The organism is Paracoccus aminophilus JCM 7686, assembly GCF_000444995.1.
In the GTDB taxonomy this organism is placed as follows: Bacteria; Pseudomonadota; Alphaproteobacteria; order Rhodobacterales; family Rhodobacteraceae; genus Paracoccus; species Paracoccus aminophilus.
Genome location: NC_022041.1, coordinates 2,274,810 through 2,298,588, shown reverse-complemented (window position 1 = coordinate 2,298,588; position 23,779 = coordinate 2,274,810). Strand labels below are relative to the sequence as shown.

Genomic DNA, 23,779 nt, shown 5'->3' with positions numbered 1-23,779 from the left:
CCTCGGGCCGGGACAGCGGTCTGAGCAATCTTCGCAACGTCGCGTCGCCCCATTGGCGGCGCCAGAGCGCCCGATCATCGATGCTATTCTCGACGGATAGCTAGTTTCGCCTCCACTGTCTTTACGTTCCTCTCAGGCGTGACCTAGCATGGCTACGAAACGATCAGGAAGGCGGCGCGATGTTGATCCGGGTGGGCGACGAACGCACCAAGACGATAGATTTGGCGTTAGCGGGCATCATGTCATCGGTTGCCGGGGCGCTGAATGCCGTGGGTTTTCTTGCCGCCGGATCCTTCACAGCTAACATGACTGGAAATGTCTCGGCATTTGCCGACCATCTCGCCAATGGCCAGCTGACATTGGCCCTCTCGTTTTTGGGACTGCTCGGCGCGTTCATCTCGGGCGCATTTCTGGCTGGGCTAGCTGTGCAGCTTGCGGAAAAACGCCGCCTGCGCTCCATCTACGCCCTTCTCGTCTCCATTGAGGCTGTGCTGTTAGTGACGATTGCCCTCACCATCCCACCCCGCCCCTATGCCGCGCAGGAGGTCGCACTCGTCTTTGGCCTGAGCTTCATTATGGGCCTGCAGAATGCGACCACCACATTGATCTCGCGGGCACGCGTGCGCACCACCCATGTTTCGGGGATGGCGACGGATATCGGGATCGAACTTGCCGCATTGATCGATGATCCTGCAATCCAGAAAGAGGCCCGGCCCAAACTCAAACTTCACAGCTTGACACTGTTTTGCTTCGCGGGGGGCGGAGTTCTCGGTGCCATCCTGTTTGGGCTGATTGGTCAGGGACTATTTCTGCTAACCGCCGTATTGCTCTTGCTGATCGCGTTGCCTGAACTGATCCGCGCTTATCAATTTTGACGGAGATTAGGCGACCTGCCTCCGTATCGACCGCCGTGATCGCTAGCGGCCTGCCGCGCAGGGCGGGCTCGAGCTCTTGCTCGACCGAGGCAAAAACGGCAATCTTCCCCGTTTTAACGGGGCGCAGAAGTAGACTTCAGGCAGCCATCTTCAGTTTCTGGGCGGGTGTGATGCCGCCGATGCCCATGTTGGGGCGCTCATTGTTGTAAGTCCATAGCCAGTCGGTTGCGATCTCTTGCGCCTCCTCGATAGTTTCAAAGATGTAGAGGTCCAGCCATTCCTGCCGGACCGTTCTGTTGTATCGTTCGACATAAGCGTTCTGCTGGGGCTTTCCGGGCTGGATGTAGTTGAGGGCAATGCCCTGCTTCTCGGCCCAGATCATCAGCGTGGAACTGATGCATTCCGGGCCATTGTCGACCCTTATTGCCAGGGGCTTCCCGCGCCACTCAATGATTTGATTGAGGGAACGAACCACCCGCTCAGCCGGGAGCGAGAAGTCGACTTCGATCCCCAGACCTTCGCGATTGAAGTCGTCCAACACGTTCAGAAACCGGAACTGGCGGCCGTCGACCAATCGATCAGCCATGAAGTCCATTGACCAGACCGTGTTCGGGGCCTCGGGAACGCTGAGTTCATCGGGCTTGTCGCGCTTGATCCGTTGTCTGGGCTTGATCCGCAGGTTCAGCTTCAGCTCCAGCTCGCAATAGATCCTATGGACGCGCTTATGGTTTCATGGGTGCCCCTGGTCATTGCGCATGTGCAGGAAACACAATCCGAAGCCCCAGGTCCGGTGCAGCTTTGTCAGCCCTTCCAGCAGGTCCGCGATGAACTCGTTCTCGGCATCGCGCTTTGGGCTGTAGCGAAAGCAGGTCTCGCTGATACAAAATGCCCGACAGGCCAGCGCGATGCTGACCCGCTTCGTCGCCACTGCCTTCTCAGCCAGCTCGCGGCGTTGAACTGGCCGCGACATTTTTTTCCAAGCGCTTCCTTGAGCAGTTCGGCCTGCATGCTCAGGACCGCAAACATGCGCTTCAGCCGCCGGTTCTCGTCCTCAAGGGACTTCATCTGGCTCATCATCGACGCATCCATGCCGCCATACTTTGAGCGCCATTTGTAGAAGCTCGCCGTGCTGATCCCATGCTCCCGGCAAAGTTCAGGGACGGCCACGCCGCTCTCCGCCTGACGAAGCACAGCCATCATCTGCGGCTCGGTGAAACGGCTCTTTCTCATTCGAATCTCCTCAGCTCACGCTACGAGAAAATTCTACTTATGCAGACCCTTAACCATGGGGAGGATTACCCAAGGATCATCCCAAGGGGGACATGTCGAAGCGCGGGGCGAGGCCCTGGAGCAGGTGCGTGCCGGAGCGTCTGACGAATGGCCAGCACAGCCACAGCGCAGGTGACGCATCACGCCTCTTTGCGCTTGTTGAATGGCAGCGACCGGGGAGAGTGATTGGCTGACCGGGCACTGGAAACAGTCCTTACCCGGTCAGGAGCGCAGATAGTTAAAGGCTATATTCGGCAGCAAAATCGCAACATGTAACAACGAAACCACCTATACTGTATAAGTATAGGTTTGTGCCATCTAGCTATTTGGATAGGTGCGATTTGTTAGCCGCATTTAGTCGACGGCGGGGCGTCCGTATTGATCCTGACGGGGCCGTGACGCGGATCCCGGCCGCGGGTTGACGCGGCGGATACCGAGAAACGATAACGATGCCCCTCAAGAGGAATCACAATAACCAGAAGTCACGTAGCCTCTTCACGCGGCGCGTTAAACGTCTCAAAGCCGGCCGAGGTCGCGTCAACTCCTTGGTATGGGCTGCGAAAAACTCTCGGGCCTCAGTAATTTCAATTTAGATCGCCGATGATCTCACTGCGTGGCAACATGTTCTTTGCTACAAGCAAGAAGATCTTTGGCATTCTTCAAATGACGACGAACCAGTTCCTTTTGCAGAGAGTTCGAAGGAATCATATGCGCCGGAACGCCAAGGCCAATCTCCGGAAAGAGCGTCGCGAACTCCTCCCGTTGCGCCTTGTTGAGCGTCTTTTGCGTTTCGAGGTTAAGCAAGAAACTCTCGGTTGGCGCGCCTTCGGCGAATATTACTTCATGATTCCTAAAGGTGAGGTGGAAATACTCGACATGATCAACCGTGTCGTCAACGTAAACACCCGGAAGTTCTGTCAATCTTATCGCTGCAACGAGGGCTGTTTCTGTCCCAAACATGCGCTGAACGATATTGGATCTTATGGCCATCCGATGCTGGCGGGATACAAGCAGATCCCTCGTAGGTAATCCCGAGCCCAATGCCTGAGCAGTGATCCGAACCGGATAAAGCTTCGCATTCCGCTGCAGCTCATCTGCCTCGACAACTCGGTGCATCGTCATGATAAGCTCTTGAAATCCGTTGTCCTGTGTCAGCACTTTGAAGCCGGGCTTCAGCTTCTCCACAGGTATATCGCCGTGATCGGTCGTGACCAAGGTTCCCCGGACGAGGCAGGTTGCACCGGTCGGAACCAAGTCGCCAGCTACCTCTAGGGTATCAATGTCAGAGTTCCATTCTAAGTCGCCCAGAAGGCCGCCCACGGGAAGATGGGAGAAATCAATAACCATCGTGGTATAGACATCGCCTACGGCCGCGCTTCCTGCAATATTGACGATACCTGAATATGTCACGGCTATGCTCCCGCCCATATTCGTGTAAGCTGGTTCTACGTGAAAGGGAAAGCCCTCCTTGGATCCAGGTGTGGAGCCCCCCTCAGGAGACGTATCAGAAGCGGTGGTTGTGTCGAACACTGAGCTCGCGGGCTGCAAATCGATTTTAAGTGAAGCTAAAAGCTTGGTTGTCGTCAGGTTGTGCCATTCGAAGCCAAACGACATTTCAATGTTTTCGCCGCTAGCCCCGCCATTCGTATATTGATCATAAGCGTGCCAGGTGAGGGTTTCAGTGGAACCATCAGCATATGTGGCTGTGACCTTGGCGCCGTCCAGATCGACACCACGTGAGACGGTATCGGCGCGAAAGCCGTGAACGGTTTCATGCGGGTTCTCGGCTAGCCTGATAATATCAATAGATGGCATTTATGAAAATACTTTCTATTAGCTGTCGTTTGCGTCAATAACGTCCGAAGCAATCGTCTACGCATTTAAAAATGCGGATGTGGATAAGATTCACGAGATTTTGCCTTCGTTTAAGACTCCTCGCAAAATCTTCCCGTCCCGTTGAAAGGTCAAGGTTAGGCAAGTTACACGGCACTCACAGATCGCGACTGCGTCGGGCAGTCAGTGGCCGCTACTGCTGAAAAGAAGGTATGCTGAACGGTCTGAGGCAGTTCAAGATGGCAAAAAGGATAGTCTTTCGGCGCTCACTCAAGTGCTGCCGGCCTGGAGTTTTCAAGCCGGAACATGCCCTCTTATACCCAAAGTTGATAGGCTCCTCGACCTGATTCCATGCGGCTTGGATCGCTGGCGTGCCCTCGGCCGCAATGTCACAGCTAAGGGCGTTGATCTCATTGCGCCTAGAAAGCTCAGCTCACCAGTGCACGCTCGTGCTGGGCGTGGCGAACCGCAAGCTTGCGTCCCATGCGACCAGACGCCAAGACGCGGGCAGGTTCGGGGGTGAATGCGCGATCTTGCAGCTCTGGGAAGATCGCTAAGATTTCCTCGCGCGCTGCTGCGCCCACAGCCTTGATCGCCTCCGCACCAGTATAGAGCGTTTCGGTTTCTGCACCATTGGAAAGCACGATTTCATGGCGATCGCAAAGAATGTGGAAGTAATGAACCTCTGTCATCTCTTCGGCGATCTCGACGCCGTCGATCTGGAGCAGCTGTTTGACGGCCACTAACATCTCGGTGGTGCCGAACATGCGTTGCGCGATCTTCGAGCGAACAAGCACACGGTGCTGTGGTGAGACAACGAGGTCAGTGCTGGGAATACGAGGGCCAAGTGCTCCCGCGGCAATGCGGATCGGCGCGAGATGTGGGGCCGCGATTAGATCAATCTTGCGCGACCCGATCCAGCGGACGGTTTGAAGGCCGTTGTCCTTGGTCAAAATCTCATCGCCCACGTCGATCATCTCTATGGCGACAACACCTTGTCCAGAGGCAATCAGCGTCCCTTTGGCGAAGCAAGTAAATTGGTCATAACTAATAGGCGTACCAAAGCTGCCAGTCCCTTCAGAAGATGTGATGTTGCCAGCGAAGGCACTGGAAACTTTGCCGTTAACTATAGGGAAAACGATCGGGATGGCGTTGCCCGGACCAACATAGAAACTGACTGTCTGAATGGTGAGGCCATTTATTACGGCGGTGTCGCCATAGTAGATTAGGCCGATTTTTTGTGGGACGCCATTGATCGCAATAGTGTCGCCTGTATTGACCGAGATCGTGCCGTCTCCGTTGACGTCGCTGACCTCGACCTGCATTAGGTAAGGCGTCAGATCATATGGGGGCCCGCTGGAGCCATATGAACTGTCATCGAACGTCCAGCCCGGAATGAGGTAGCCAAGCTCGGTTAGTTCCAAGTTCCACGCGTCTAAGGTGCGTTCAGGCACTGTTGCCTCGCCATAAGAGTGTACCGCCAATCAATGACTAGCGGCATTGTCCCTGTCAACTCGATGAGCTGCAGATTCGCTTGATCTGGGCCCTACATCTTCGGGACTCGGCGGCTCACCAACCGCTCCAGCGCGCTGCTCGCGATCATAACCTACACCTCTGACAGTACCGGTCTGACAGTACCGGCGCGTCGTCATCGCCGAGTGAGCTGCCTCCCCCTTATAGGCAAAGTCGATGTGCGCCTCGACCTGATCCTATGCGACTTCCATCGCATGTGTGCCCTCGGCCGCAATGACGCGGCGAAGGGCGTCGACCTCATTACTCCTAGATCGCTCAGCTTACCAAAGCACGGCCATTCTGAGCATGGCGAGCAGCGAGTTTTCGTCCTAAGCGACCGGTGGCGACTGGACGGGCAAAATCGGGCTGTGCCAGTCTGTCAGAAAGCTCAGGGAAAATCTCCAGAATTTCCTTACGGGCATTAGTCCCGAGAGACCGTAATGCCTCGATGCCAACGTAGAGGGACTCGGTTTCTGCGCCATTTGATAGGACAATTTCATGGCGATCCAACAAGATGTGGAAGTAGGTCACGGCGTTCATTTCTGAGGCGAGTTCGATGCCATCGATTGCAATAAGCTGCTTCGCGGCGACAAGGATCTCTCGCGCTCCAAACATCCGCTGCGCAATACCAGAGCTAACGAATATCCGATGTTGTGGGGAAACCATTAGATCTGAGGATGGAACCCCTGAGCCAAGTGCTCCAGCTGTGATACGGATTGGTCTCAAATGAGGCTGAGCACTTAGGTCAATGGAGCGGTGACCTTTCCAGCGAACTGTCTGAAGTCCATTGTCTCTTGTGAAAATTAAGTCACCCACTGAGAGGTCTTCTACTGGAATATCACCGTTTTCAGCTAAAATAAGCGTACCAGAGGTAAAGCACGGCGCTCCTTGAATATTGTTGCTTCGGATGCTCAACGTGCCGACTGAATTTCCGTCAGCATCGAAAACCTCATAGGAGAAATCTTTAAATGAAGGGTCTTCAGTGCTGCCGTCCTCGCTTAAGTTAATGACGACTAGCTTCCATCCAGGGGGAAGGTTGACGATCGTATCATCGTATTCACCGTCGGATGGTTGAGAATCTACCGTGACAGTCCCGCTGAAGTTAGGGCCGATGTTTACGGTGACGGTGTCGTCAGTTCCGTTATTTCCTACGTTTTCGTAGAACGAACCAAAGCCATTAGCATCTATCGTTATGTCAACCATTTCATTCCCTCCATGGTTAGCAGACATAACGGTCCGTTACAACTTATGGGTTATATGCACAACGCTAGGTGGCGTGGAGCTTGCATTCATGAGCGGACTTTTGCGTTGGCCCGTCGCCACAGCACATCGGCGTGGCAGGGCTGATCCAGCGGGCACCAGCAGGTTAGATTCTTGCCGCGCAACTGGTGGATATGCTCGTGGAAATAGCTGGCGAACGCCGGGTGTAGCGTCTTCGGATGCGTGTCCTTGGCGAATTGCAGTGCGCCCGGCCCAATAAGAAAAGTCTGCGTGCCGCTGCTGACACGCCTCTCATATGTGCGCCCCGCGTCGGCGAGATCTCATGGATGAACGGATTGTCCCAGATTGACGGTCGGCAGACGGATACCGCGCCCACGGGCATCCGCCAACCCTTGGTTCGTTTGCGCTGTATCCGCTCCGGGGCCTGTCTGCTCGCGGTCACGGGTTGGCCTCGTCTTCGCAGTCATCGCGATCCCAGCTCCCCCGATCTTCACGAATCATCTCCCACGCTCCTTCGAGCGACCAGTCATAGTGTGGTGAACCGAACTCTTCGCTGAGGCTTTGCATAAGGTCGATAACGTAGGCCGCTGCATCGATCATGTTGAACGCGCAAGTCGCGACCAGACGCCTCGCCATCGCTGCGATGAGGTCGGAGAGGGTCAGCCCGCTCTCGGCTGTGCGGTTGGGGGCGTGGCGGATCATTTGGCGCCCCGCCTGACTGACGCTTGAGCCCGGTTCCCATATGCCGCGCTCCCAATAGATCTCGCCGGGCCGCTCCGGCAGTTTCCGAAAGCATTGACCGCAGAGCCAGTAGCCTTTGACGAAGTCGCCGTGCTGGTGCGTGCATGGCTCACTCACGGCCTCCCACCCCGAGGGCGCGGAGGGCGGCGTAATATCGGCGTGGGGCGGGGTGGGTGGAACAAGATTTCCGTTTTGGTCACCATTTGTCTCTGCATCTGGTACAGCGATTGCATTTGATTCTATAGGGTTTTTATTTAGATCCTGAACCATCTTTACGGGGGCATGGATGAACCCGAGCTGAAAATCATCGATGTGTTCATCTGCAAATTGCGCAAGAAGCTTTCGGCGGTGCTCGACGGCGACAATTATATCGAGACCGTCTGGGGGCGCGGCTATGTCCTGCGCGATCCGGTACAGCCCGGGGCCGAACAGGGGCGGCTCGCGACCGGCTGATGCGATCATAGGGATCGAGCGGTTGGCGCGATCGCCTGTTCCGGGCGGCAGATCGGGCAGCCGATCAAGACTGTCGATCAGCCTTATGGAAAAGGCTTGGCTGGACAAGGCGGCGCTCTCACGGCTATCACCCCAAGGTCAGAGGCGCCCCCGGGGCCCTCTCCGCTGAAGACCGAGAAGATGGGGCATCCGAATGGCCGAGCACGTAAGCGCGGAAAGGGCGGCCCGTCTGCCCGTCGAAAATCTCACCAAGGCCGAGGCCGCGCATGAGCTGGCCGGGCTGATTGACGCGATCGGCAAGGCAAACATCGCCTATCACCGCGATGACGCGCCAGTCATCAGTGACGCCGAATATGATGCGGACAAGCGACGTCTGGCCGAGATCGAGGCGCGCTTTCCCGATCTGCGCTCCAGCGACAGCCCGAGCGAGCAGGTCGGCGCCGCTCCGGATGGGCGTTTTGCCAAAGTGCCGCATCGCCAGCGCATGTTGTCGCTTGAAAACGCCTTCTCGGAAGGGGAGGTGCAGGATTTCGCCCAACGCATCCGCTCTTTCCTTAATCTTCCGGCCCGCGCGCCACTGGCTTTCACCGCCGAACCCAAGATCGACGGCCTCTCGCTGTCGCTGCGCTATGAAAATGGCGTGCTGGTTCAGGCCGCGACCCGGGGCGATGGTGCTGTCGGCGAAAATGTGACCGCCAATGCGCGCACGATCGCGGATATCCCGCACGAGCTTGCGGGGTCGGGCTGGCCCGAGGTGCTCGAGATCCGGGGCGAGGTCTATATGACCCATACGGAATTCGTGCGGTTGAACGAAAACGAGGCGGGGCGCACCTTTGCCAATCCGCGAAATGCGGCGGCGGGCTCGCTGCGCCAACTCGACCCGACGATCACGGCCGCCCGTCCGCTGCGCTTCTTTGCCTATGCTTGGGGCGAGGTCTCTGCACCCTTCGCCGCGACCCAGATGGAAGCGGTCGCGCAGATGCGGGCCTTTGGTTTCCAGACCAACCCGCTCATGCGCCTGTGCGACAGCGTCGACGAGATGATCGCGGTCTGGCGCGGGATCGAACAACAGCGCGCCGCGCTTGGTTATGACATCGACGGCGTCGTCTATAAGGTCAACGACCTTGCCCTTCAGACCCGCCTCGGGATGCGCTCGACCACGCCGCGTTGGGCTTTGGCGCATAAATTCCCGGCCGAAACCGCCTGGACGCTGTTGGAGGACATCGACATTCAGGTCGGTCGCACCGGGGCGCTGTCGCCGGTGGCACGTCTTGCGCCGATTACCGTGGGCGGGGTCGTCGTCTCGAATGCAACGCTGCACAATGAGGATTACATCGCCGGGCGCGATTCCTCGGGCGAAGAGATCCGGGGTGGTCGCGACATCCGCAAGGGCGATTGGGTCATGGTCTATCGCGCGGGCGATGTGATCCCGAAAATCGCCGATGTCGATCTGACGCGCCGCCCCGAAGGGTCCGAGCCTTTCGCTTTTCCGCAAACCTGCCCGATTTGCCAATCCCCCGCCGTGCGCGAAGAGGGCGATTCGGTGCGTCGCTGCACCGGCGGTCTGATCTGCCCGGCTCAGGCGGTCGAGAAGCTGCGCCATTTCGTCAGCCGTGCGGCCTTTGACATCGAGGGCCTTGGCGCGAAAGTGGTTGAGGAGCTCTTTAACGACGGCTGGATCGCCGAGCCCGCGGATATCTTCACGCTGGAAACCCGCTTCGGCCCGGGGCAGATCCAGCAGCTCAAGAACCGCGAAGGCTGGGGCGAGACCAGCGCGGCCAAGCTTTTCGAGGCGATCAACCGCCGCCGCGAGATCACGCTGGCGCGCCTCTTGTTCGCGCTCGGCATCCGCCATGTCGGCGAGGTCGGAGCTCAGGATCTGGCGCGGCATTATCTGAGCTGGACGGGGATCGTGGCGGCGCTGGATCTGGCCCGTCCCGCCGTTCTGGCCCATCGCGCCGCAGATGAGGCGGCCCTTGAAGAGCGCGAGATCGCCGCGCGCCGCAACCGTCGCGCCCGGATTTCCGAGGCGCGCGCTCAGGCGATTGCCGCGCTCAAGGTCGAGCCTGCGGCGCAGGCCGCTTGGGACGATCTGATTTCGGCCGATGGCATCGGGCCGGTCATGGCGATGTCGCTCTCGGATGCTTTGGCCAATCCGCGTGAGCGCGCGGCGATTGACCGGCTGGTCTCTGAGCTCACCACGATCCAACCGCCCGAGGCGCGTGCGACCGACAGCGCGATTGCTGGGCTGACGATTGTTTTCACCGGCACGCTCGAGCGGATGACGCGGGCCGAGGCCAAGGCGCGGGCCGAGGCTCTGGGGGCGAAGGTGGCGGGCTCGGTTTCCGCCAAGACCGATATTCTGGTCGCGGGGCCGGGGGCGGGCTCGAAGGCCACCAAGGCCGCCGCACTTGGCGTTCGCGTCATCGACGAGGATCAATGGATGGTGATTGCGGGGCAATGACGGCGACCAAGGGACGTCCTCCTTCGCTATTTCCGCTCTTCGCGGGAATCGAGACCCTTCCGGGCGTCGGCCCCAAAGTGGCCGAAAGCTTCGCCCAGATGGGGGTGACGCGCCCGCGCGATCTGATTTTCACGCTGCCCCATTCCGGCATCCGCCGCCGCCGGATCATGCATCTGTCCGAGGCCCATCCGCCGGAAATCGTGACGGTTGCGGTCACGGTCGAGCGCCATATCCAACCGACCGGCAAGGGGCGTCCGTGGCGGGTGATCTGTTCGGACGGCAAGGCCGATCTGACGCTGGTCTTCTTCCATCCACGCAAAGACTGGATCGAGGGGCAGTTGCCGCTTGGCGCGCGCCGCGTGGTCTCGGGCAAGATTGAGCTCTTCGACGGTCAGGCCCAGATGGTGCATCCCGATCACCTCGGGGTTGGGGCCGAGGATCTGCCGCCGGATTTCGAGCCGGTTTATCCGCTCTCGGGGCGGCTGACGCAGAAAGTGGTGCAAAAGGCGGTGCAGGGCGCGTTGGCCCGCGTGCCTGAGGTCGCCGAATGGGCCGATCCGGCGCTGCTTTTGCGCGAGGGCTGGCCCGGCTTCAACGCCGCCCTGAGCGCGGCCCATGAGCCGCAAGGGCCGGAGGGGCTGTTTCCGGCCGATCCGGCGCGGGCGCGGCTCGCTTATGACGAGCTCTTCGCCCATCAGCTGACGCTGGCCCTTGTGCGGCGCGATCGGCGCAAGCGGGCCGGGCGGGTCAATCAGGGCACCGGCAAGCTGCGGGCGAAGGTGCTGGCGGGGCTACCTTGGCCGCCGACGGGCGCGCAGCTGCGCGCGACCCACGAAATCGCCGCCGATATGGCCGAGCCGCATCGCATGAACCGTCTGCTTCAGGGTGATGTCGGCGCGGGCAAGACGCTGGTCGCTTTCCTCGCGCTTCTCAATGCCGTCGAGGCGGGCGGGCAGGGCGTGATGATGGCCCCGACCGAGATCCTCGCGCGCCAGCATTACCGCGCGCTCGAGCCTTTGGCCCAGCTTGCGGGCGTGCGCATCGAGGTCCTGACCGGGCGCGACAAGGGCGATGCTCGTGCCAATATCCTGACCGATCTGGCCGAGGGTCGCATCCATATTCTGGTCGGCACCCATGCGGTGATCCAGAAAACGGTGGAGTTTCAAGACCTTCGCCTTGCGATCATCGACGAGCAGCACCGCTTTGGCGTGACCCAAAGGATGGAGTTGTCAAACAAGGGCGACGGCTTGCCGGTCGATATGCTGGTGATGACCGCGACGCCGATCCCGCGCTCGCTCGCTCTGGCGCAATATGGCGATATGGAGCTGTCGGTGCTCGACGAAAAGCCCGCAGGCCGCCAGCCGATCACCACGACGGTGATCTCGGATCAGCGGATCGAGCAGATCGTTCAGCGCCTCGACAGCGCGATGGCGGGCGGCGCGCGCGCCTATTGGGTCTGCCCTCTGGTCGAGGAAAGCGAGCTGGTCGATCTCACTGCCGCCGAGGCGCGCTTTCAGGCGCTTCGCGCGCGGTTTGGCGACAAGGTCCGGCTGATCCATGGCCAGATGCCCGCGGGCGAGCGCGATCAGGCGATGGCCGATTTCGCTGCCGGACGCGCACAGCTTCTGGTCGCGACCACGGTGATCGAGGTCGGTGTCGATGTGCCCGAAGCCACGATCATGGTGATCGAGAGGGCCGAGACCTTCGGTCTGGCCCAGCTGCACCAGCTGCGGGGACGGGTCGGGCGCGGCTCGGGCGCGTCGAGCTGCCTGCTGGTTTATCACGAGCCGCTCTCTGAGACCGGGCGTCGGCGGCTTCAGATCCTGCGCGAGACCGAGGACGGTTTCCGAATCGCCGAGGAAGATCTGGCGATGCGCGGGGCGGGCGATGTCATCGGCACCGCGCAATCGGGTCTGCCGCGCTTTCGAATCGCCGATCTTGAACGTCAGGCCGGGCTGATGGCTTTGGCGCGCAGCGATGCGCAGGCCTATCTCGAGCGCGATCCCACCATGGAGAGCCCGCGCGGCGAGGCTGTGCGCCTGCTCTTGTGGTTAATGGAACAGGACAAGGCGATCCGGCTGATCTCGGCGGGTTGAGCGCCGCGAGGCCATTGTTTTTCTTGAAAATCACGAGAAGCTGGCGTGGCCGCTTCGGGTGGCCAGCGGCCAGATGTTCTCATTATCCGGCAATGTTCCGTTAATAGTTCTTAATATGTTCTTGACTCGTTCCTGCGATTCGTGAGAACAAATGAGCAACGTTGATGACGGAGGCTCACATGACCCGCGAATTCATCTCTGACCTGATCGGCGTCGCCGCCCTGACCGCGACCACGATCACCGTACTTTGGATCCCGGCGCTGATCTCCGGCTGATCCCCATTCCTGCTCCTTTCTGCCCCGCGTATCGATGCGGTCACATCGCCTGTCACCGCGGCCTTTTCCCCAGGCTTCGTTTGCGCGCAACTGCCGGTTCCCGTTCGCCGGGGCCGGCTTTTCTTTGCGCGGATCGGGAAAAATGGGGCCGGTCAGGCGGCGTCGATCGCGGCCAGGGTCGCGTCCCAGGCCAGCAGGATCGAGGCATGGCGATTGGGGAAATCGCGGGCGGGCAGCAGGGTTTCGAGCTCGGTGAAAATCCCCTCGGGAGCTGGGCCGTTCTCTTTCAACATGGCGATCAGCGCGGCGCGGGCCGCCGCGATCTCGTCGCGAGACCGCCCGAGCACATGCTGGCCCAGCACGCCCGCCGAGGCTTGGCCCAAGGCGCAGGCCCGCACTTCTTGGGCGAATTCGGCAATGCGGCCATCGACGAGGTTGACATCGACCGTCACCGACGAGCCGCATTGCGGCGAGCGTTTGTGACCGCTGCCCGAGGCCTGCGGCAAGCGCCCGAGATGGGGAATATCCGCCGCCAAGGCCAGAATGCGGCGCGAATAAAGCTGCATCAGTTCGCTGTCGGACATGGCTTTTCCTAGCATGGCTTCCCGATTAGATAGGGGCCGGACCTGTGAAAGGAAAGCCCATGTTCGATCCGGCCAGCCTGAAATACGATGCCCATGGCCTCGTGCCCGCGATTGCGCAGGATCATGCGACGGGCGAGGTCTTGATGATGGCCTGGATGAATGCCGAGGCGGTCGCAAAGACTCTCGCGACGGGCAAGGTCACCTATTGGTCGCGCTCGCGTCAGAATTTCTGGGTGAAGGGCGAAAGCTCGGGCCATGTCCAGAAGCTGGTCGATTTCCGCCTCGATTGCGACCGCGATTGCCTGCTGGTTCTGGTCGAGCAGACCGGGCCTGCCTGCCACACCAATCGCCGCTCGTGCTTTTACACCTCGGTTCGCGACGGCGACGAGGTCGAGCTGATGGCGCCCGAGGCAGGTTAATTAAAGCCCGATCATCCGGCGAATATCCTCGGGGCGCGCGCCTTCGGCCCGGTAGAGGCTGATGGCGCGGGCGTCGTCGCGCTTGGCAAGGCGCTTGCCGCTGTCGTCGCGGATCAGGCGGTGATGGTGATAGCGCGGGCTCGGCAGGTCGAGCAGGCGCTGCAACAGGACATGGATCCAGGTCGAATCCAGCAGATCCTTGCCGCGCGTGACCAGCGTGATCCCCTGCGCCGCATCATCGACCACCACGGCCAGATGATAGGAGGTGCCCATGCCGCGCCGCGCGAGCACGACATCGCCGACGCCGGTCAGGAACTCGGTCGCGGCAAGGCGGTGGGACACGCCCGGCGCGATGTTTTCATCCAGAAACGCGACCTCGCTTAGATCGAGAAGCGCGAAGGCCTTGGCCGCATTCAGCCGGATCGCATCCTCGGGGCGCGCATCCGACATCGCGCGGTGGCGGCAGGTGCCGGGATAGATCGGACCATCGGGGCCAATCAGCGGCTTCTGGCCCTCTTGCGGCGCGTCGAGCGCGGCGAGAATATCGGCGCGGCGGCAGGAGCAGGGATAGATCAGCCCAAGTGCTGCCAGCCGGTCGAGCGCCTGCTGATAAGCGCCGAGCCGCTCGGACTGACGCCAGACCGGCTTTGGCCAATCGAGGCCCAGCCAAGCCAGATCCTCGAAAATCGCGGCCTCATAGGCCGGGCGGCAGCGGCTTTGGTCGATATCCTCGATCCGCAGCAAAAACTGGCCCGCATCCGCCAACCGCGCCGCCGTCAGGGCTGCAAAGGCATGGCCCAAATGCAGCGGTCCGGTCGGCGAGGGGGCGAAGCGGGTGCGGGTCATCTTAGCCCTGCGCGGCCAGCCAGCTGTTGAAATCGGCCTTCGCGCGGTCGGTATAGGCCGGATAGCGGTTCTTGCGGCCACGACGCCCGCCCTTGATGTCCTCAAGCGGCGGGTAGAGGCCGAAATTCACGTTCATCGGCTGGAAGGTCTTGGCCTCGGCGCCGCCAGTGATGTGGTTGACCAAAGCGCCCATCGAGGTCGTCAGGGGCGGCGGCGGCAGGTCGTGGCCCAGAGCTTCGGCCGCCGCCATCCGGCCCGCCAAAAGCCCCATCGCGGCGCTTTCGACATAGCCTTCGACGCCGGTGACCTGCCCGGCAAAGCGCAGATTGGGGCGCAGTCGCAGCCGCAAACGGTCGTCGATCAGGGTGGGCGAGTTCAGGAAGGTGTTGCGATGGATACCGCCAAGGCGCGCGAAGCTGGCATTCTGGAGGCCGGGAATTCGTTTGAAAACCTCGGTTTGCGCGCCATATTTCATCTTGGTTTGAAAGCCCACGATATTATAGAGCGTCCCCAGAGCGTTATCGCGGCGCAGCTGCACCACCGCATAGGCTTTTTCGGAGGGCTTATGGGCATTGGTCAGCCCGACCGGCTTCATCGGCCCGTGGCGCAGGGTCTCGCGGCCACGCTCTGCCATGACCTCGATCGGCAGGCAGCCGTCGAAATAGCCCGCGGTTTCGCCCTCGCGGAACTCGGCCTTGTCGGCGGCGAGAAGCGCGTCGATGAAGGCCTCGTAATCCTCGCGCGTCATCGGGCAGTTGATATAGGCGGTGCGCTCTTCCTCGGTCTCGCCTTTGTCATAGCGGCTTTGCAGCCAGCAGATCGACATATCGATGCTGTCGGCGTGAACGATCGGGGCAATTGCGTCGAAGAAGGCCAAGGAATCCGCGCCGGTCAGAGATTGGATCGATTGGCCAAGCGCCGCCGAGGTCAAGGGCCCGGTCGCGACGATCCAATTGCCTTCGCTCGGCAGGTCGGTGATTTCCTCGCCCCGGATCTCGATCAGGGGATGAGCGCGCAGAACCTCGCTGACGGCGTTCGAGAAGGCGTCGCGGTCCACGGCCAGCGCGCCGCCCGCGGGCAGGCGATGCTGGTCGGCCATGCGCATGATGAGGCCATTGGCCGCGCGCATTTCCCAATGGAGCTGGCCGACGGCGTTCATCTGGTCATCATCCGAACGGAAGGAGTTCGAGCAGACCATTTCCGCGCAATCGCCGGTGCGATGGGCGAAGGTCTCGACCTTGGGGCGCATCTCGTGAAGGACGACGGGCACGCCTGCCTCGGCGATTTGCCAGGCGGCCTCCGAGCCGGCCAGACCCGCGCCGATGATATGGATGGGCTGCATCGTCATTCCTTTCCGCATTGGCCCCCTTGGCGGGGGCAGGGCGTGTAGGTAGCAACGAAGTGGGATTGCGGCAAGGGAGTGCAGGTCATGGCGGATGGTGAGTTCGAGACATTCGAGATCGACGGGGCGGAATTGCGCATCCCCTCGGGTCAGTTGAACGACCGTCTGCGTGGGCGGCTGAAGGATCAGGGCTATGAGCATTTTGAGCGCGATCTGGCGCGCGCTCATCTGCGGCCGGGAGATCGGGTGCTCGATTGCGGCTCGGGCGCGGGGCTGGTCGCGATTGTCGCGGCGCGGATCGTCGGGGCCGAGAATGTCACCACGGTCGAGGCCAATCCCGAAATGCACGACGCGCTGCGCCGCAATCTGCGCCGCAATGCAGGCGAGGGGCTTCGGCTGATCAAGGGCGCGGTCGTGCCCGATGATTATGCGGGCGACAGCGTGACGCTGAACCTGCGCGGCGCCTTCTGGGCGGCCTCTCTCGGCGAGACCAAGGGCAAGGGGATGCGCCCGGTCGAGGTCGCGGCCAAGCGCTTTGGGCGCTTGCTCGCGAAGCGCGAGGCGACGGTGCTGACCATGGATATCGAGGGCGCCGAGGCCGCGCTTTTGCTGGCGCCTTTGCCTGCCAGCATCCGGCTGGTCATCGTCGAGCTGCATCCGAACCTTTATGGTGAAGACACGCGCGACAAGATTCTGGCCTCGCTGACCGCGCAAGGCTTTCGCGATCTTGAGGCGCGGCGCACGGAAGAGGTCTATGCCTTCGGGCGCGGCGACTAGCGCCCTTTCCGACGCCAAGCCCCGCACCTGTCGCCGGGATGTCGCAATTTTGCGTCATTCCGGTGACGGATTACCATGGGCTGAGCGAGCGGAGAAGAAAATGCGTCAACCAGATTATCCGGGACGGGATTCAGAGGATTGGGCGCGGGTCGATGGTTACTTTTCAGACCTGCTCGCCCCGGCGGATCCGGTGCTCGCTGAGGTCTTAGCGACCAATGCTGCGGCGGGGCTGCCCGCGCATGATGTCTCGGCGATGCAGGGCAAGATGCTGGCGCTGCTGGTCCCGCTGACGGGCGCGCGGCGCGTGCTCGAAATCGGGACTTTGGGCGGCTACAGCACAATCTGGATGGCGCGGGCGCTGCCCGAGGGCGGCGCGATTACCACGATCGAGGCGAATGCCCATCATGCCGAGATCGCGCGGGCCAATCTGGCGCGGGCGGGGCTTAGGGCGCGGGTCGATCTGCGTGAGGGTCCGGCGCTTGAGGTGCTGCCCGAGCTTGAGGGGCATTTCGATCTGATTTTCATCGATGCCGACAAACCGAACAATCCGGCCTATCTCGAATGGGCGATGACGCTCTCTCGCCCCGGCACGCTCCTCATCGGAGACAATGTCGTCCGGGGTGGCGCGGTCACGCAAGGCGACAGCGCCGATGCCAATGTGCAGGGCGTGCGCCGTTTTCTCGAGATGATCGCTGCCGATCCTCGCCTTGAGGCGACGGCGCTTCAGACAGTTGGCGAAAAGGGCTGGGACGGATTTGTCATGGCCGTGGTCCGGGGCTGAGCGCGTTCGGCCAGACGCCCGGCCCGGACAGTCGCCAAGAATGCGGCAACAAGAACGCGGCAATGAAAAAGGGCGGCCTCTGATCGAGGGCCGCCCTTTCAATTCTGCTGCGGAAGCGATCAGGCTTCGGCGGCTTCGCCTTCGGCGGCGTCATCACCCGCGACCAGACCGGCCGGTGCAGTGATGTTGGCGATCACGAAGTTGCGGTCGATGGTCGGCTTCACGCCCTTCGGCAGCACGATATCTTCGATGTGGATGACATCGCCGATGTTCTTGCCGGTCAGGTCGACCGTGATGTGATCCGGGATGTCCGAGGCGGTCACAACCAGCTCGACTTCCGGGCGAACCACGGTCAGCGTACCGCCGCGCTTCAGGCCGGGGGCTGCGTCGTGGTTTTCGAACGTCACGTGAATGAACAGGTTCACGCGGGTGTTGCGATGCAGGCGCATGAAGTCGATGTGGGTCGGCAGGTCCTTGACCACATCGCGCTGAACGCCGCGGCAAACGACGCGCACGTCTTCCTGACCATCAACCTTCAGGTTCCACAGCGTCGACAGGAAACGACCTGCGCGCAGCTTGGTCAGCAGCGAGTTGAATTCGATCGCAATCGGCTGCGGCTCTTTGCCGTCGCCATAAACGATGCCGGGCACCTTGCCTTCGCGGCGAGCTTGACGGGCGGCCCCCTTGCCTGTCCCCGTGCGTGCCTCGGCCACCAGATTCGGAATCTCTTTGGCCATGTCTTTGATCCTTCAGTTTAAGACAAAACCGCCATCCTCCAAGGGTGCATGGCGGCTAAAGACGGGCCTATAGCGTGGATTTGGTGTAAAGGAAAGATGCTTTTGCCCTCGCTTCGCCGAGGCGATTTACATAGTTTCACCCCCATAAGCGCCTCTGGCTGGGAAGAAATTGCTTTGGTCCGGATCTATTCGATTGATTACCTGAAATTCGTCATGGCTCTTCTGGTGGCGCTCGGACATTCGGGGTTGCTGCAGAATCATCTCGGGCTGGAAGTCTTCGTTTTCGCAAACAGCCTGCTGCGGCTGATCGTGCCGAGCTTCGCCATCGCCTCGGGATTTTTCCTGTTCCATGTCGTCGCCAAACGCAAGCTCGGGCTGTGGATGCGGCGCGTGCTCATGCTGCACGTGCTCTGGACCGTCTTTTATGCGCCGATCTGGCTGAACTATGTCACGAAGCCACGCGATCTGCTGGCCCCCTTCATCTGGGGCTATATGCAGCTGTGGTTTCTGGCGGGGATGGTCGTGGCCGGGGTGATGTTTGCGGGGCTGCTCTGGCTTGGCAAGCGGCTTGGCGGTGCGACGCGGCTGCTGGTTCTGGTGGCGGTCCTCTGCGCGATTGCCGGGGTTGTGCTGCAATATGTCAACATTACCGGGCTCGCGGATATGCCGATGCACCGTTATCGCAACGGGCCTTTCATCATCTTCCCCTTCATGGTGATGGGTTATGTGCTGGCTGGTGTGGTCAAGAACCGCGGGCTTGAGGCCTTGCCCGGGCCGCGGCTGATCTTGCCGCTGTCGCTGCTCGCGCTGTTGGCCATGGTCGCCGAGGCAAGCTGGGTCGCGCTGAATTACGGGCTTAGCGAGCGCAGCTATCTCGAAGTGCCGTTCTTTTCCTATCTCGGGGCGGGGCTCTTATTCGTGCTGACCCTGCGGCTGAAACTGCCCAAACCCGTGCTGGATCTGGGCTATCTCTCGGGCTCGATCTATTTCCTGCATGTCTTTTTCGAGCTGGTCGCGGGCTGGAGCGGGGTCAGCAATGAATGGCTGGTGCTGCTGGCTGGGATCGTCGGGCCGATCATTGTCGGCCTTGCCTATCTGCGGCTGATGGCCGTGCTCCGGCCCGGCCGCAAACGGCAGGACGAGACTGGCGGAGACATCCGCCAGCCTGCTGGTTCGTAAGGGTCAGAGGCTGCTGTATTCGTCAAGGAAATCGCGCGGCAGCAGGATGTTCTGCGGCCCGAAGTTGCGGACATCACGCTCGCCGCAAAGCGCCATCGTGGTGTCGAGCTCTTTGTGGATGATCTCGAGCGCGGTGCGCACGCCTTCCTCACCCATCGCGCCAAGACCATAGATAAAGGCGCGGCCGATATAGGTCGCATGGGCCCCGAGCGCCAGCGCACGCAGCACGTCCTGACCCGAGCGGATGCCGCTGTCCATATGAACCTCGACCCGGTCGCCCACCGCCTTGACGATATGGGGCAGCATCCGGATCGCGCTGAGCGCGCCGTCGAGCTGACGCCCGCCATGGTTCGAGACCACGATCGCATCCGCGCCGAAATCGGCGGCGATGCGGGCATCCTCTTCGTCCAGAATGCCCTTGAGGATCAGCTTGCCGCCCCATTGCTCGCGGATGCGCGCGATTTTCGACCAGTCAAGCTGGGGGTCGAACTGCTCGCTCGTCCAGCTCGACAGGCTCGAGAGATCATCGACGTTTTTCACATGGCCGACGATATTGCCGAAGGTGCGCCGTTTGGTCCCCGCCATGCCCATGCACCAGCGCCAGCGCCGGGCCAGATCCATGATGACCGGCAGCGTGAACCGCGGCGGCGCCGACAGCCCGTTTTTCAGATCCTTGTGGCGCTGGCCGAGGATTTGCAGATCCAGCGTCAGGACCAGTGCCGAGCATTTCGCCTTCTTGGCGCGCTCGATCATGCCATCGACGAAATCCTCGTCGCGCATGACGTAAAGCTGAAACCAGAAGGGCTTTTCGGTATTGGCCGCCACGTCTTCGATAGAGCAGATCGACATGGTCGAGAGCGTGAAGGGCACGCCGAATTTCTGCGCGGCGCGCGCCGCCTTGATCTCACCATCGGCACATTGCATCCCGGTCGAGCCGACCGGCGCAAGGCCCACGGGCATGGTCACCCGCTCGCCGATCATCGTGCTTTCGGTCGAGCGATCGGCCATATCGACGGCGACTTTCTGGCGGAAACGGACCTTCTGAAAGTCCTCGGAGTTCTCGCGGAAGGTCTGCTCGGTGTAACTGCCGCTTTCGGCGTAATCGTAAAACATGCGCGGGGCACGGCGACGGTGAAGTGACTTGAGATCGTCGATGCAGGTAATGACCGGCACGTCCTGTCCTTTCTTGGAGCCTTTGCGGCAGCTGTTGTTCTTTGCCTGTTATTCTTTCGCCGGCGCGGCGCAATCGGTCTGACCCTCGGGGCAGTTGGTCATGCTGGCCCCGCCCGAGGGGACATCGGCCTGTTTGAGCGCCTCGGCGCGGGCGCGAAGGGCGGCGGCGCGGGCGGTCAGATCACGATTGTCGACCGGACGCGACCCGGTCGCTGCGGCCCGCCCCTTGAGGCCACGCCCCTCGGCTTCAAGCCCGTCGCGCACGCGTTCCGGCGCGGCGGCAGCCTCTTGGGCATGGGCGGGAATCGCCGGAGGTGCGAGCAGCTGATCGGTCGGCGCGAGCTTCGGGTAATCCGTGACCGTATCGCCGCAAGCCAGCAGCGGCAGGCTCAGCGCAAGGGCAAGGCAGGGGCCGAGATGGCGGGAAATCGGGGAATGCGCCATCGGGCTCTCCTGATTGGTTGGCGTGCAGGATAGAGTGCGGGCGTGCGGTTTCACAAGGGTGTGCCGCGCGCGGTGGCAATCTCGGCGAGGGCGGTGGCGCGGGGCCGCGGTTCGGGCTTTCGCCAGCGGGGATCACGGCATAGAAGGCGCCATGGCGCGCACACAAGGTTCCCGATCCGAGATTACCGGCCCCCTCATCCGCGAGGCGGCTTTGCGGCTTTTTGCCCGGCACGGCTATGCGGCGGTCTCGATGCGTCAGATCGCGGCGGCGGTCGGTGTGCAGGTCGGCACGCTTTACGCCTATACGCCCGACAAGCAGACGCTTCTCGCCGATCTGCTGAAAACCCATATGGAGGCGGTGCTGGCCGAATGGCACGACCGCCCTGACACCGATGCGCTGACCCGGCTCGATCATTTCGTCGCGACCCATATCGCGATGAGCCTCGATCACCTCGAGGAGGTCTTTCTGGCCTATATGGAACTGCGTAACCTCTCGCCCGAAAATCATGCGATGATCGCGGGCCTGCGTCGCCGCTATGAGGATGCGCTTGAGATCATCCTGATCGACGGTCAGCGCGAGGGGCGGATGCGGCTCGACGATCCGCGTCTGGCTATGCTCGCACTTATCGGTATGCTGACCGGGGTGACCAATTGGTATCGCGCGGGCGGACGACTTGACCGCGAGCGGCTGATTGCCATCTACCAAGGTCTCGCGCGCGGCGCTGTCGGGGCCTGATCCCTCTTTTCAACTGCCCTTTCCGTGACGATATTCAACCCATGAGCCTGTCTCCGCAATTCCTTGATGAAATCCGCGCCCGTGTGCCTTTGTCGCGCATTATCGGGCGAAAGGTGCAATGGGACCTGCGCCGCTCCAATCAGGCCAAGGGCGATTGGTGGGCGCCGTGCCCCTTCCATCAGGAAAAATCGGCCTCGTTCCATGTCGATGATCAAAAAGGGTTTTATTACTGCTTCGGCTGCCATGCCAAAGGCGATGCCCTGCGCTTCATGCAAGAAGCCGACGGGATGGGCTTTCTCGAAGCGGTCGAGGTTCTGGCGGGCGAGGCGGGTCTGCCCATGCCTGCGCGCGATCCCGGTCAGGTGCAAAAGACCGACCGGCGCGCCAAGCTCGTCGAGGTCATGGAAGAGGCGGTGCGCTGGTTCCGGCTGCAACTTCAGACCGGCATGGCGCAAGAGGCGCGCGATTACCTGACCCGGCGCGGCCTCAGCGATCCCGACCGCGAGCGCTTCGGCATCGGCTATGCGCCCGATCAGCGGCAGGGGTTGTTTCAGGCGCTCAAGGCCAAGGGGATCGACGAGAGGCTGATCGTCGAGGCCGGGCTTTGCGCCAAGCCCGATGACGGCGGTGCGCCCTTTGATCGCTTTCGCGGCCGGATCATGTTCCCGATCCGCGATGCGCGTGGGCGCTGCATCGCCTTTGGCGGCCGGGCGATGGATCCGAATGCGCGGGCGAAATATCTGAACTCGCCCGAGACGCCCCTGTTCGACAAGGGCCGCAATCTTTACAACCTGGGGCCCGCGCGCTCGGCGGTCGGCAAGGGTCAGCCGCTGATCGTGGCCGAGGGCTATATGGATGTGATCGCGCTCGTGAAGGCGGGTTTTGAGGGCGCGGTCGCACCCCTCGGCACCGCGATCACGCCCGAGCAGCTTCAGCTCATGTGGCGCGTCTCGCCCGAGCCGGTGATCGCGCTCGACGGCGATACGGCGGGCGTGCGCGCGGCCTTGCGGCTGATCGATCTGTCGCTGCCGATGACCGGCCCCGGCCAGGCCTTGCGCTTCGCGATCCTGCCGGAAGGGCAGGACCCCGACGATCTGATCCGCAAGCTTGGAGCCCCCGCGATGGCCGAGCAGCTTGAGGCGGCGCGGCCTCTGGTCGATCTGCTGTGGCAGCGTGAAACCGAGGGCAAGGTCTTCGACAGCCCCGAACGGCGCGCGGCTCTGGATCGCTCGCTTGGCGAATCGGTCGCGAAGATCCCCGATCCGACGACGCGCGATTACTACAACGCCATTTTCAAACAGATGAAATGGGAGCTTTTCTCGCCCCGCCGCTCGGGCGATGGGGCCAGCGGGCGTCAACCGCGCGAGTTCCGCGAGAACAAGGGCCGCGGGCAGGGTCGTGGGCAAGGGCAGGGGCGCAGCTTTGATGCGCCTTCGGTCGCTGCGACGCGCGCCTCGCGGCTGTCCTCACCTGAAGCGGCCGAGAAAGTCGCCGAGCAGATGATCGAATCGATGGTGCTGGCGATCTGCGCCACCCATCCGAAGCTGGTTCCAACCGTCGAGGCCCGGCTCGAGCGGCTGACGCCCGAAGATCCGGGCCGGGCGCAGCTTGTCCATGATCTGCTGGCCGGGACCCAGTCAAACAGCGGGCGGCAAGCTCTTGAAAGCATTCTCGCCGAGGCCCATGTCAAGGCCGCTCCCCTGATCACCCGGCCTCAGGACGGCGATTCTGCCGCTGATGTTCTTGCAAATGCGCTGGATCGGATCGAGGCCCGACGCGCCGCCCGGCTTGAAACCGCGCGGGCGGAAACCGAAATAGAGGGTCTGGCGGATGAGGGACTGACCTGGCGCGTGAGCCAGTCGGCTCGCCTGCGCCAGAAGGCCGATCACCCGGCGATGAGCGATCTGGGCGACCTTGGTGAGAACAGCGACGCGCAGCGGGCTTTCCTGAAGTCCGCTTTGGAGAATGAAATCTGGCGGAAGCCGCGCCGCTGAGGCGCCGAATCATCCGCCGAATCACAGC

General features: G+C 61.6%; 20 protein-coding genes and 2 pseudogenes. 10 read left to right on the top strand and 12 right to left on the bottom strand.

What is annotated here, in order from left to right; genetic code table 11:
* Positions 1-179 precede the first annotated feature (179 nt).
* A complete protein-coding gene (locus JCM7686_RS11170) occupies positions 180-875 on the top strand; it encodes a YoaK family protein (protein ID WP_020950943.1) in 696 nt (231 codons plus the stop codon).
* A gap of 136 nt (positions 876-1,011) precedes the next feature.
* Here JCM7686_RS11170 and JCM7686_RS11165 read toward each other — a convergent pair.
* The 6 genes and pseudogenes from JCM7686_RS11165 to JCM7686_RS11140 all read right to left on the bottom strand — a co-directional run bounded on the left by JCM7686_RS11165 (position 1,012) and on the right by JCM7686_RS11140 (position 7,412).
* A pseudogene (locus tag JCM7686_RS11165) lies at positions 1,012-2,105 on the bottom strand (IS3 family transposase).
* Positions 2,106-2,750: 645 nt separating this feature from the next.
* Positions 2,751-3,959 carry a Hint domain-containing protein gene (locus tag JCM7686_RS23465; protein ID WP_020950940.1) on the bottom strand — a complete coding sequence of 403 codons (1,209 nt, stop codon included), beginning with the start codon at positions 3,957-3,959 and terminating at the stop codon, positions 2,751-2,753.
* 446 nt (positions 3,960-4,405) lie between these two features.
* A complete protein-coding gene (locus tag JCM7686_RS11150; protein WP_020950939.1) occupies positions 4,406-5,431 on the bottom strand; it encodes a Hint domain-containing protein in 1,026 nt (341 codons plus the stop codon).
* Positions 5,432-5,765: 334 nt separating this feature from the next.
* On the bottom strand, positions 5,766-6,692 hold the full coding sequence (locus JCM7686_RS11145; RefSeq protein ID WP_041527302.1) for a Hint domain-containing protein: 927 nt from the start codon (positions 6,690-6,692) through the stop codon (positions 5,766-5,768).
* An 86-nt stretch (positions 6,693-6,778) separates the two neighbouring features.
* The gene (locus tag JCM7686_RS25170) at positions 6,779-6,874 is read right to left on the bottom strand and encodes a DUF4326 domain-containing protein (RefSeq protein ID WP_201769407.1); all 96 of its coding nucleotides are present in this window, start codon (positions 6,872-6,874) and stop codon (positions 6,779-6,781) included.
* 274 nt (positions 6,875-7,148) lie between these two features.
* Positions 7,149-7,412 (bottom strand): hypothetical protein, encoded by a 264-nt coding sequence (locus JCM7686_RS11140; protein WP_041527301.1) that lies wholly within the window; start codon positions 7,410-7,412, stop codon positions 7,149-7,151.
* Between the two features lie 300 nt (positions 7,413-7,712).
* Between JCM7686_RS11140 and JCM7686_RS11135 the strand changes: the two are divergent.
* From JCM7686_RS11135 to recG, 3 genes and pseudogenes are all read left to right on the top strand, one after another.
* A pseudogene (locus JCM7686_RS11135) lies at positions 7,713-7,904 on the top strand (winged helix-turn-helix domain-containing protein); the annotation flags it as partial.
* Between the two features lie 193 nt (positions 7,905-8,097).
* A complete protein-coding gene (gene ligA / locus JCM7686_RS11130; RefSeq protein WP_020950935.1) occupies positions 8,098-10,368 on the top strand; it encodes an NAD-dependent DNA ligase LigA in 2,271 nt (756 codons plus the stop codon).
* A complete protein-coding gene (recG, locus tag JCM7686_RS11125; RefSeq protein WP_020950934.1) occupies positions 10,365-12,464 on the top strand; it encodes an ATP-dependent DNA helicase RecG in 2,100 nt (699 codons plus the stop codon). The genes ligA and recG overlap by 4 nt, the downstream gene beginning before the upstream one ends.
* Before the next feature lie 427 nt (positions 12,465-12,891).
* Here recG and JCM7686_RS11120 read toward each other — a convergent pair whose 3' ends face one another.
* Entirely contained in the window at positions 12,892-13,323 is a 432-nt protein-coding gene (locus tag JCM7686_RS11120; RefSeq protein WP_041527300.1) for an iron-sulfur cluster assembly scaffold protein, read from the bottom strand.
* Between the two features lie 59 nt (positions 13,324-13,382).
* On the opposite strand from JCM7686_RS11120, the gene hisI reads away from it, so the two are divergent.
* A complete protein-coding gene (gene hisI / locus JCM7686_RS11115) occupies positions 13,383-13,742 on the top strand; it encodes a phosphoribosyl-AMP cyclohydrolase (RefSeq protein WP_020950932.1) in 360 nt (119 codons plus the stop codon).
* Here the strand turns inward: hisI and gluQRS are convergent, their stop codons facing one another.
* Positions 13,743-14,588: a tRNA glutamyl-Q(34) synthetase GluQRS gene (gene gluQRS, locus JCM7686_RS11110; protein WP_020950931.1), complete on the bottom strand. Its 846-nt coding sequence runs from the start codon at positions 14,586-14,588 to the stop codon at positions 13,743-13,745.
* 1 nt (position 14,589) lies between these two features.
* A complete protein-coding gene (trmFO, locus tag JCM7686_RS11105; protein WP_020950930.1) occupies positions 14,590-15,930 on the bottom strand; it encodes a methylenetetrahydrofolate--tRNA-(uracil(54)-C(5))-methyltransferase (FADH(2)-oxidizing) TrmFO in 1,341 nt (446 codons plus the stop codon).
* An 87-nt stretch (positions 15,931-16,017) separates the two neighbouring features.
* On the opposite strand from trmFO, the gene JCM7686_RS11100 reads away from it, so the two are divergent.
* Together JCM7686_RS11100 and JCM7686_RS11095 are read left to right on the top strand one after the other, a co-directional pair.
* Entirely contained in the window at positions 16,018-16,707 is a 690-nt protein-coding gene (locus JCM7686_RS11100) for an FkbM family methyltransferase (RefSeq protein ID WP_020950929.1), read from the top strand.
* A 100-nt stretch (positions 16,708-16,807) separates the two neighbouring features.
* Positions 16,808-17,488 carry an O-methyltransferase gene (locus tag JCM7686_RS11095; RefSeq protein ID WP_020950928.1) on the top strand — a complete coding sequence of 227 codons (681 nt, stop codon included), beginning with the start codon at positions 16,808-16,810 and terminating at the stop codon, positions 17,486-17,488.
* 119 nt (positions 17,489-17,607) lie between these two features.
* Here JCM7686_RS11095 and JCM7686_RS11090 read toward each other — a convergent pair whose 3' ends face one another.
* Entirely contained in the window at positions 17,608-18,225 is a 618-nt protein-coding gene (locus JCM7686_RS11090; protein ID WP_020950927.1) for a 50S ribosomal protein L25/general stress protein Ctc, read from the bottom strand.
* A 174-nt stretch (positions 18,226-18,399) separates the two neighbouring features.
* Between JCM7686_RS11090 and JCM7686_RS11085 the strand changes: the two genes are divergently transcribed.
* Positions 18,400-19,404 (top strand): acyltransferase family protein, encoded by a 1,005-nt coding sequence (locus JCM7686_RS11085; protein WP_041527299.1) that lies wholly within the window; start codon positions 18,400-18,402, stop codon positions 19,402-19,404.
* A 3-nt stretch (positions 19,405-19,407) separates the two neighbouring features.
* Here JCM7686_RS11085 and JCM7686_RS11080 read toward each other — a convergent pair whose 3' ends face one another.
* Together JCM7686_RS11080 and JCM7686_RS11075 are read right to left on the bottom strand one after the other, a co-directional pair.
* Positions 19,408-20,577, bottom strand: a complete 1,170-nt coding sequence (locus tag JCM7686_RS11080) for an alpha-hydroxy acid oxidase (protein WP_020950925.1) — start codon at positions 20,575-20,577, stop codon at positions 19,408-19,410.
* A 48-nt stretch (positions 20,578-20,625) separates the two neighbouring features.
* Positions 20,626-21,021 carry a hypothetical protein gene (locus JCM7686_RS11075; RefSeq protein ID WP_020950924.1) on the bottom strand — a complete coding sequence of 132 codons (396 nt, stop codon included), beginning with the start codon at positions 21,019-21,021 and terminating at the stop codon, positions 20,626-20,628.
* 151 nt (positions 21,022-21,172) lie between these two features.
* Here JCM7686_RS11075 and JCM7686_RS11070 point away from each other — a divergent pair, with 151 nt between their 5' ends.
* Positions 21,173-21,757, top strand: a complete 585-nt coding sequence (locus JCM7686_RS11070) for a TetR/AcrR family transcriptional regulator (protein WP_041527298.1) — start codon at positions 21,173-21,175, stop codon at positions 21,755-21,757.
* A 41-nt stretch (positions 21,758-21,798) separates the two neighbouring features.
* Positions 21,799-23,751: a DNA primase gene (dnaG, locus tag JCM7686_RS11065; RefSeq protein WP_020950922.1), complete on the top strand. Its 1,953-nt coding sequence runs from the start codon at positions 21,799-21,801 to the stop codon at positions 23,749-23,751.
* Positions 23,752-23,779: the final 28 nt, after the last annotated feature.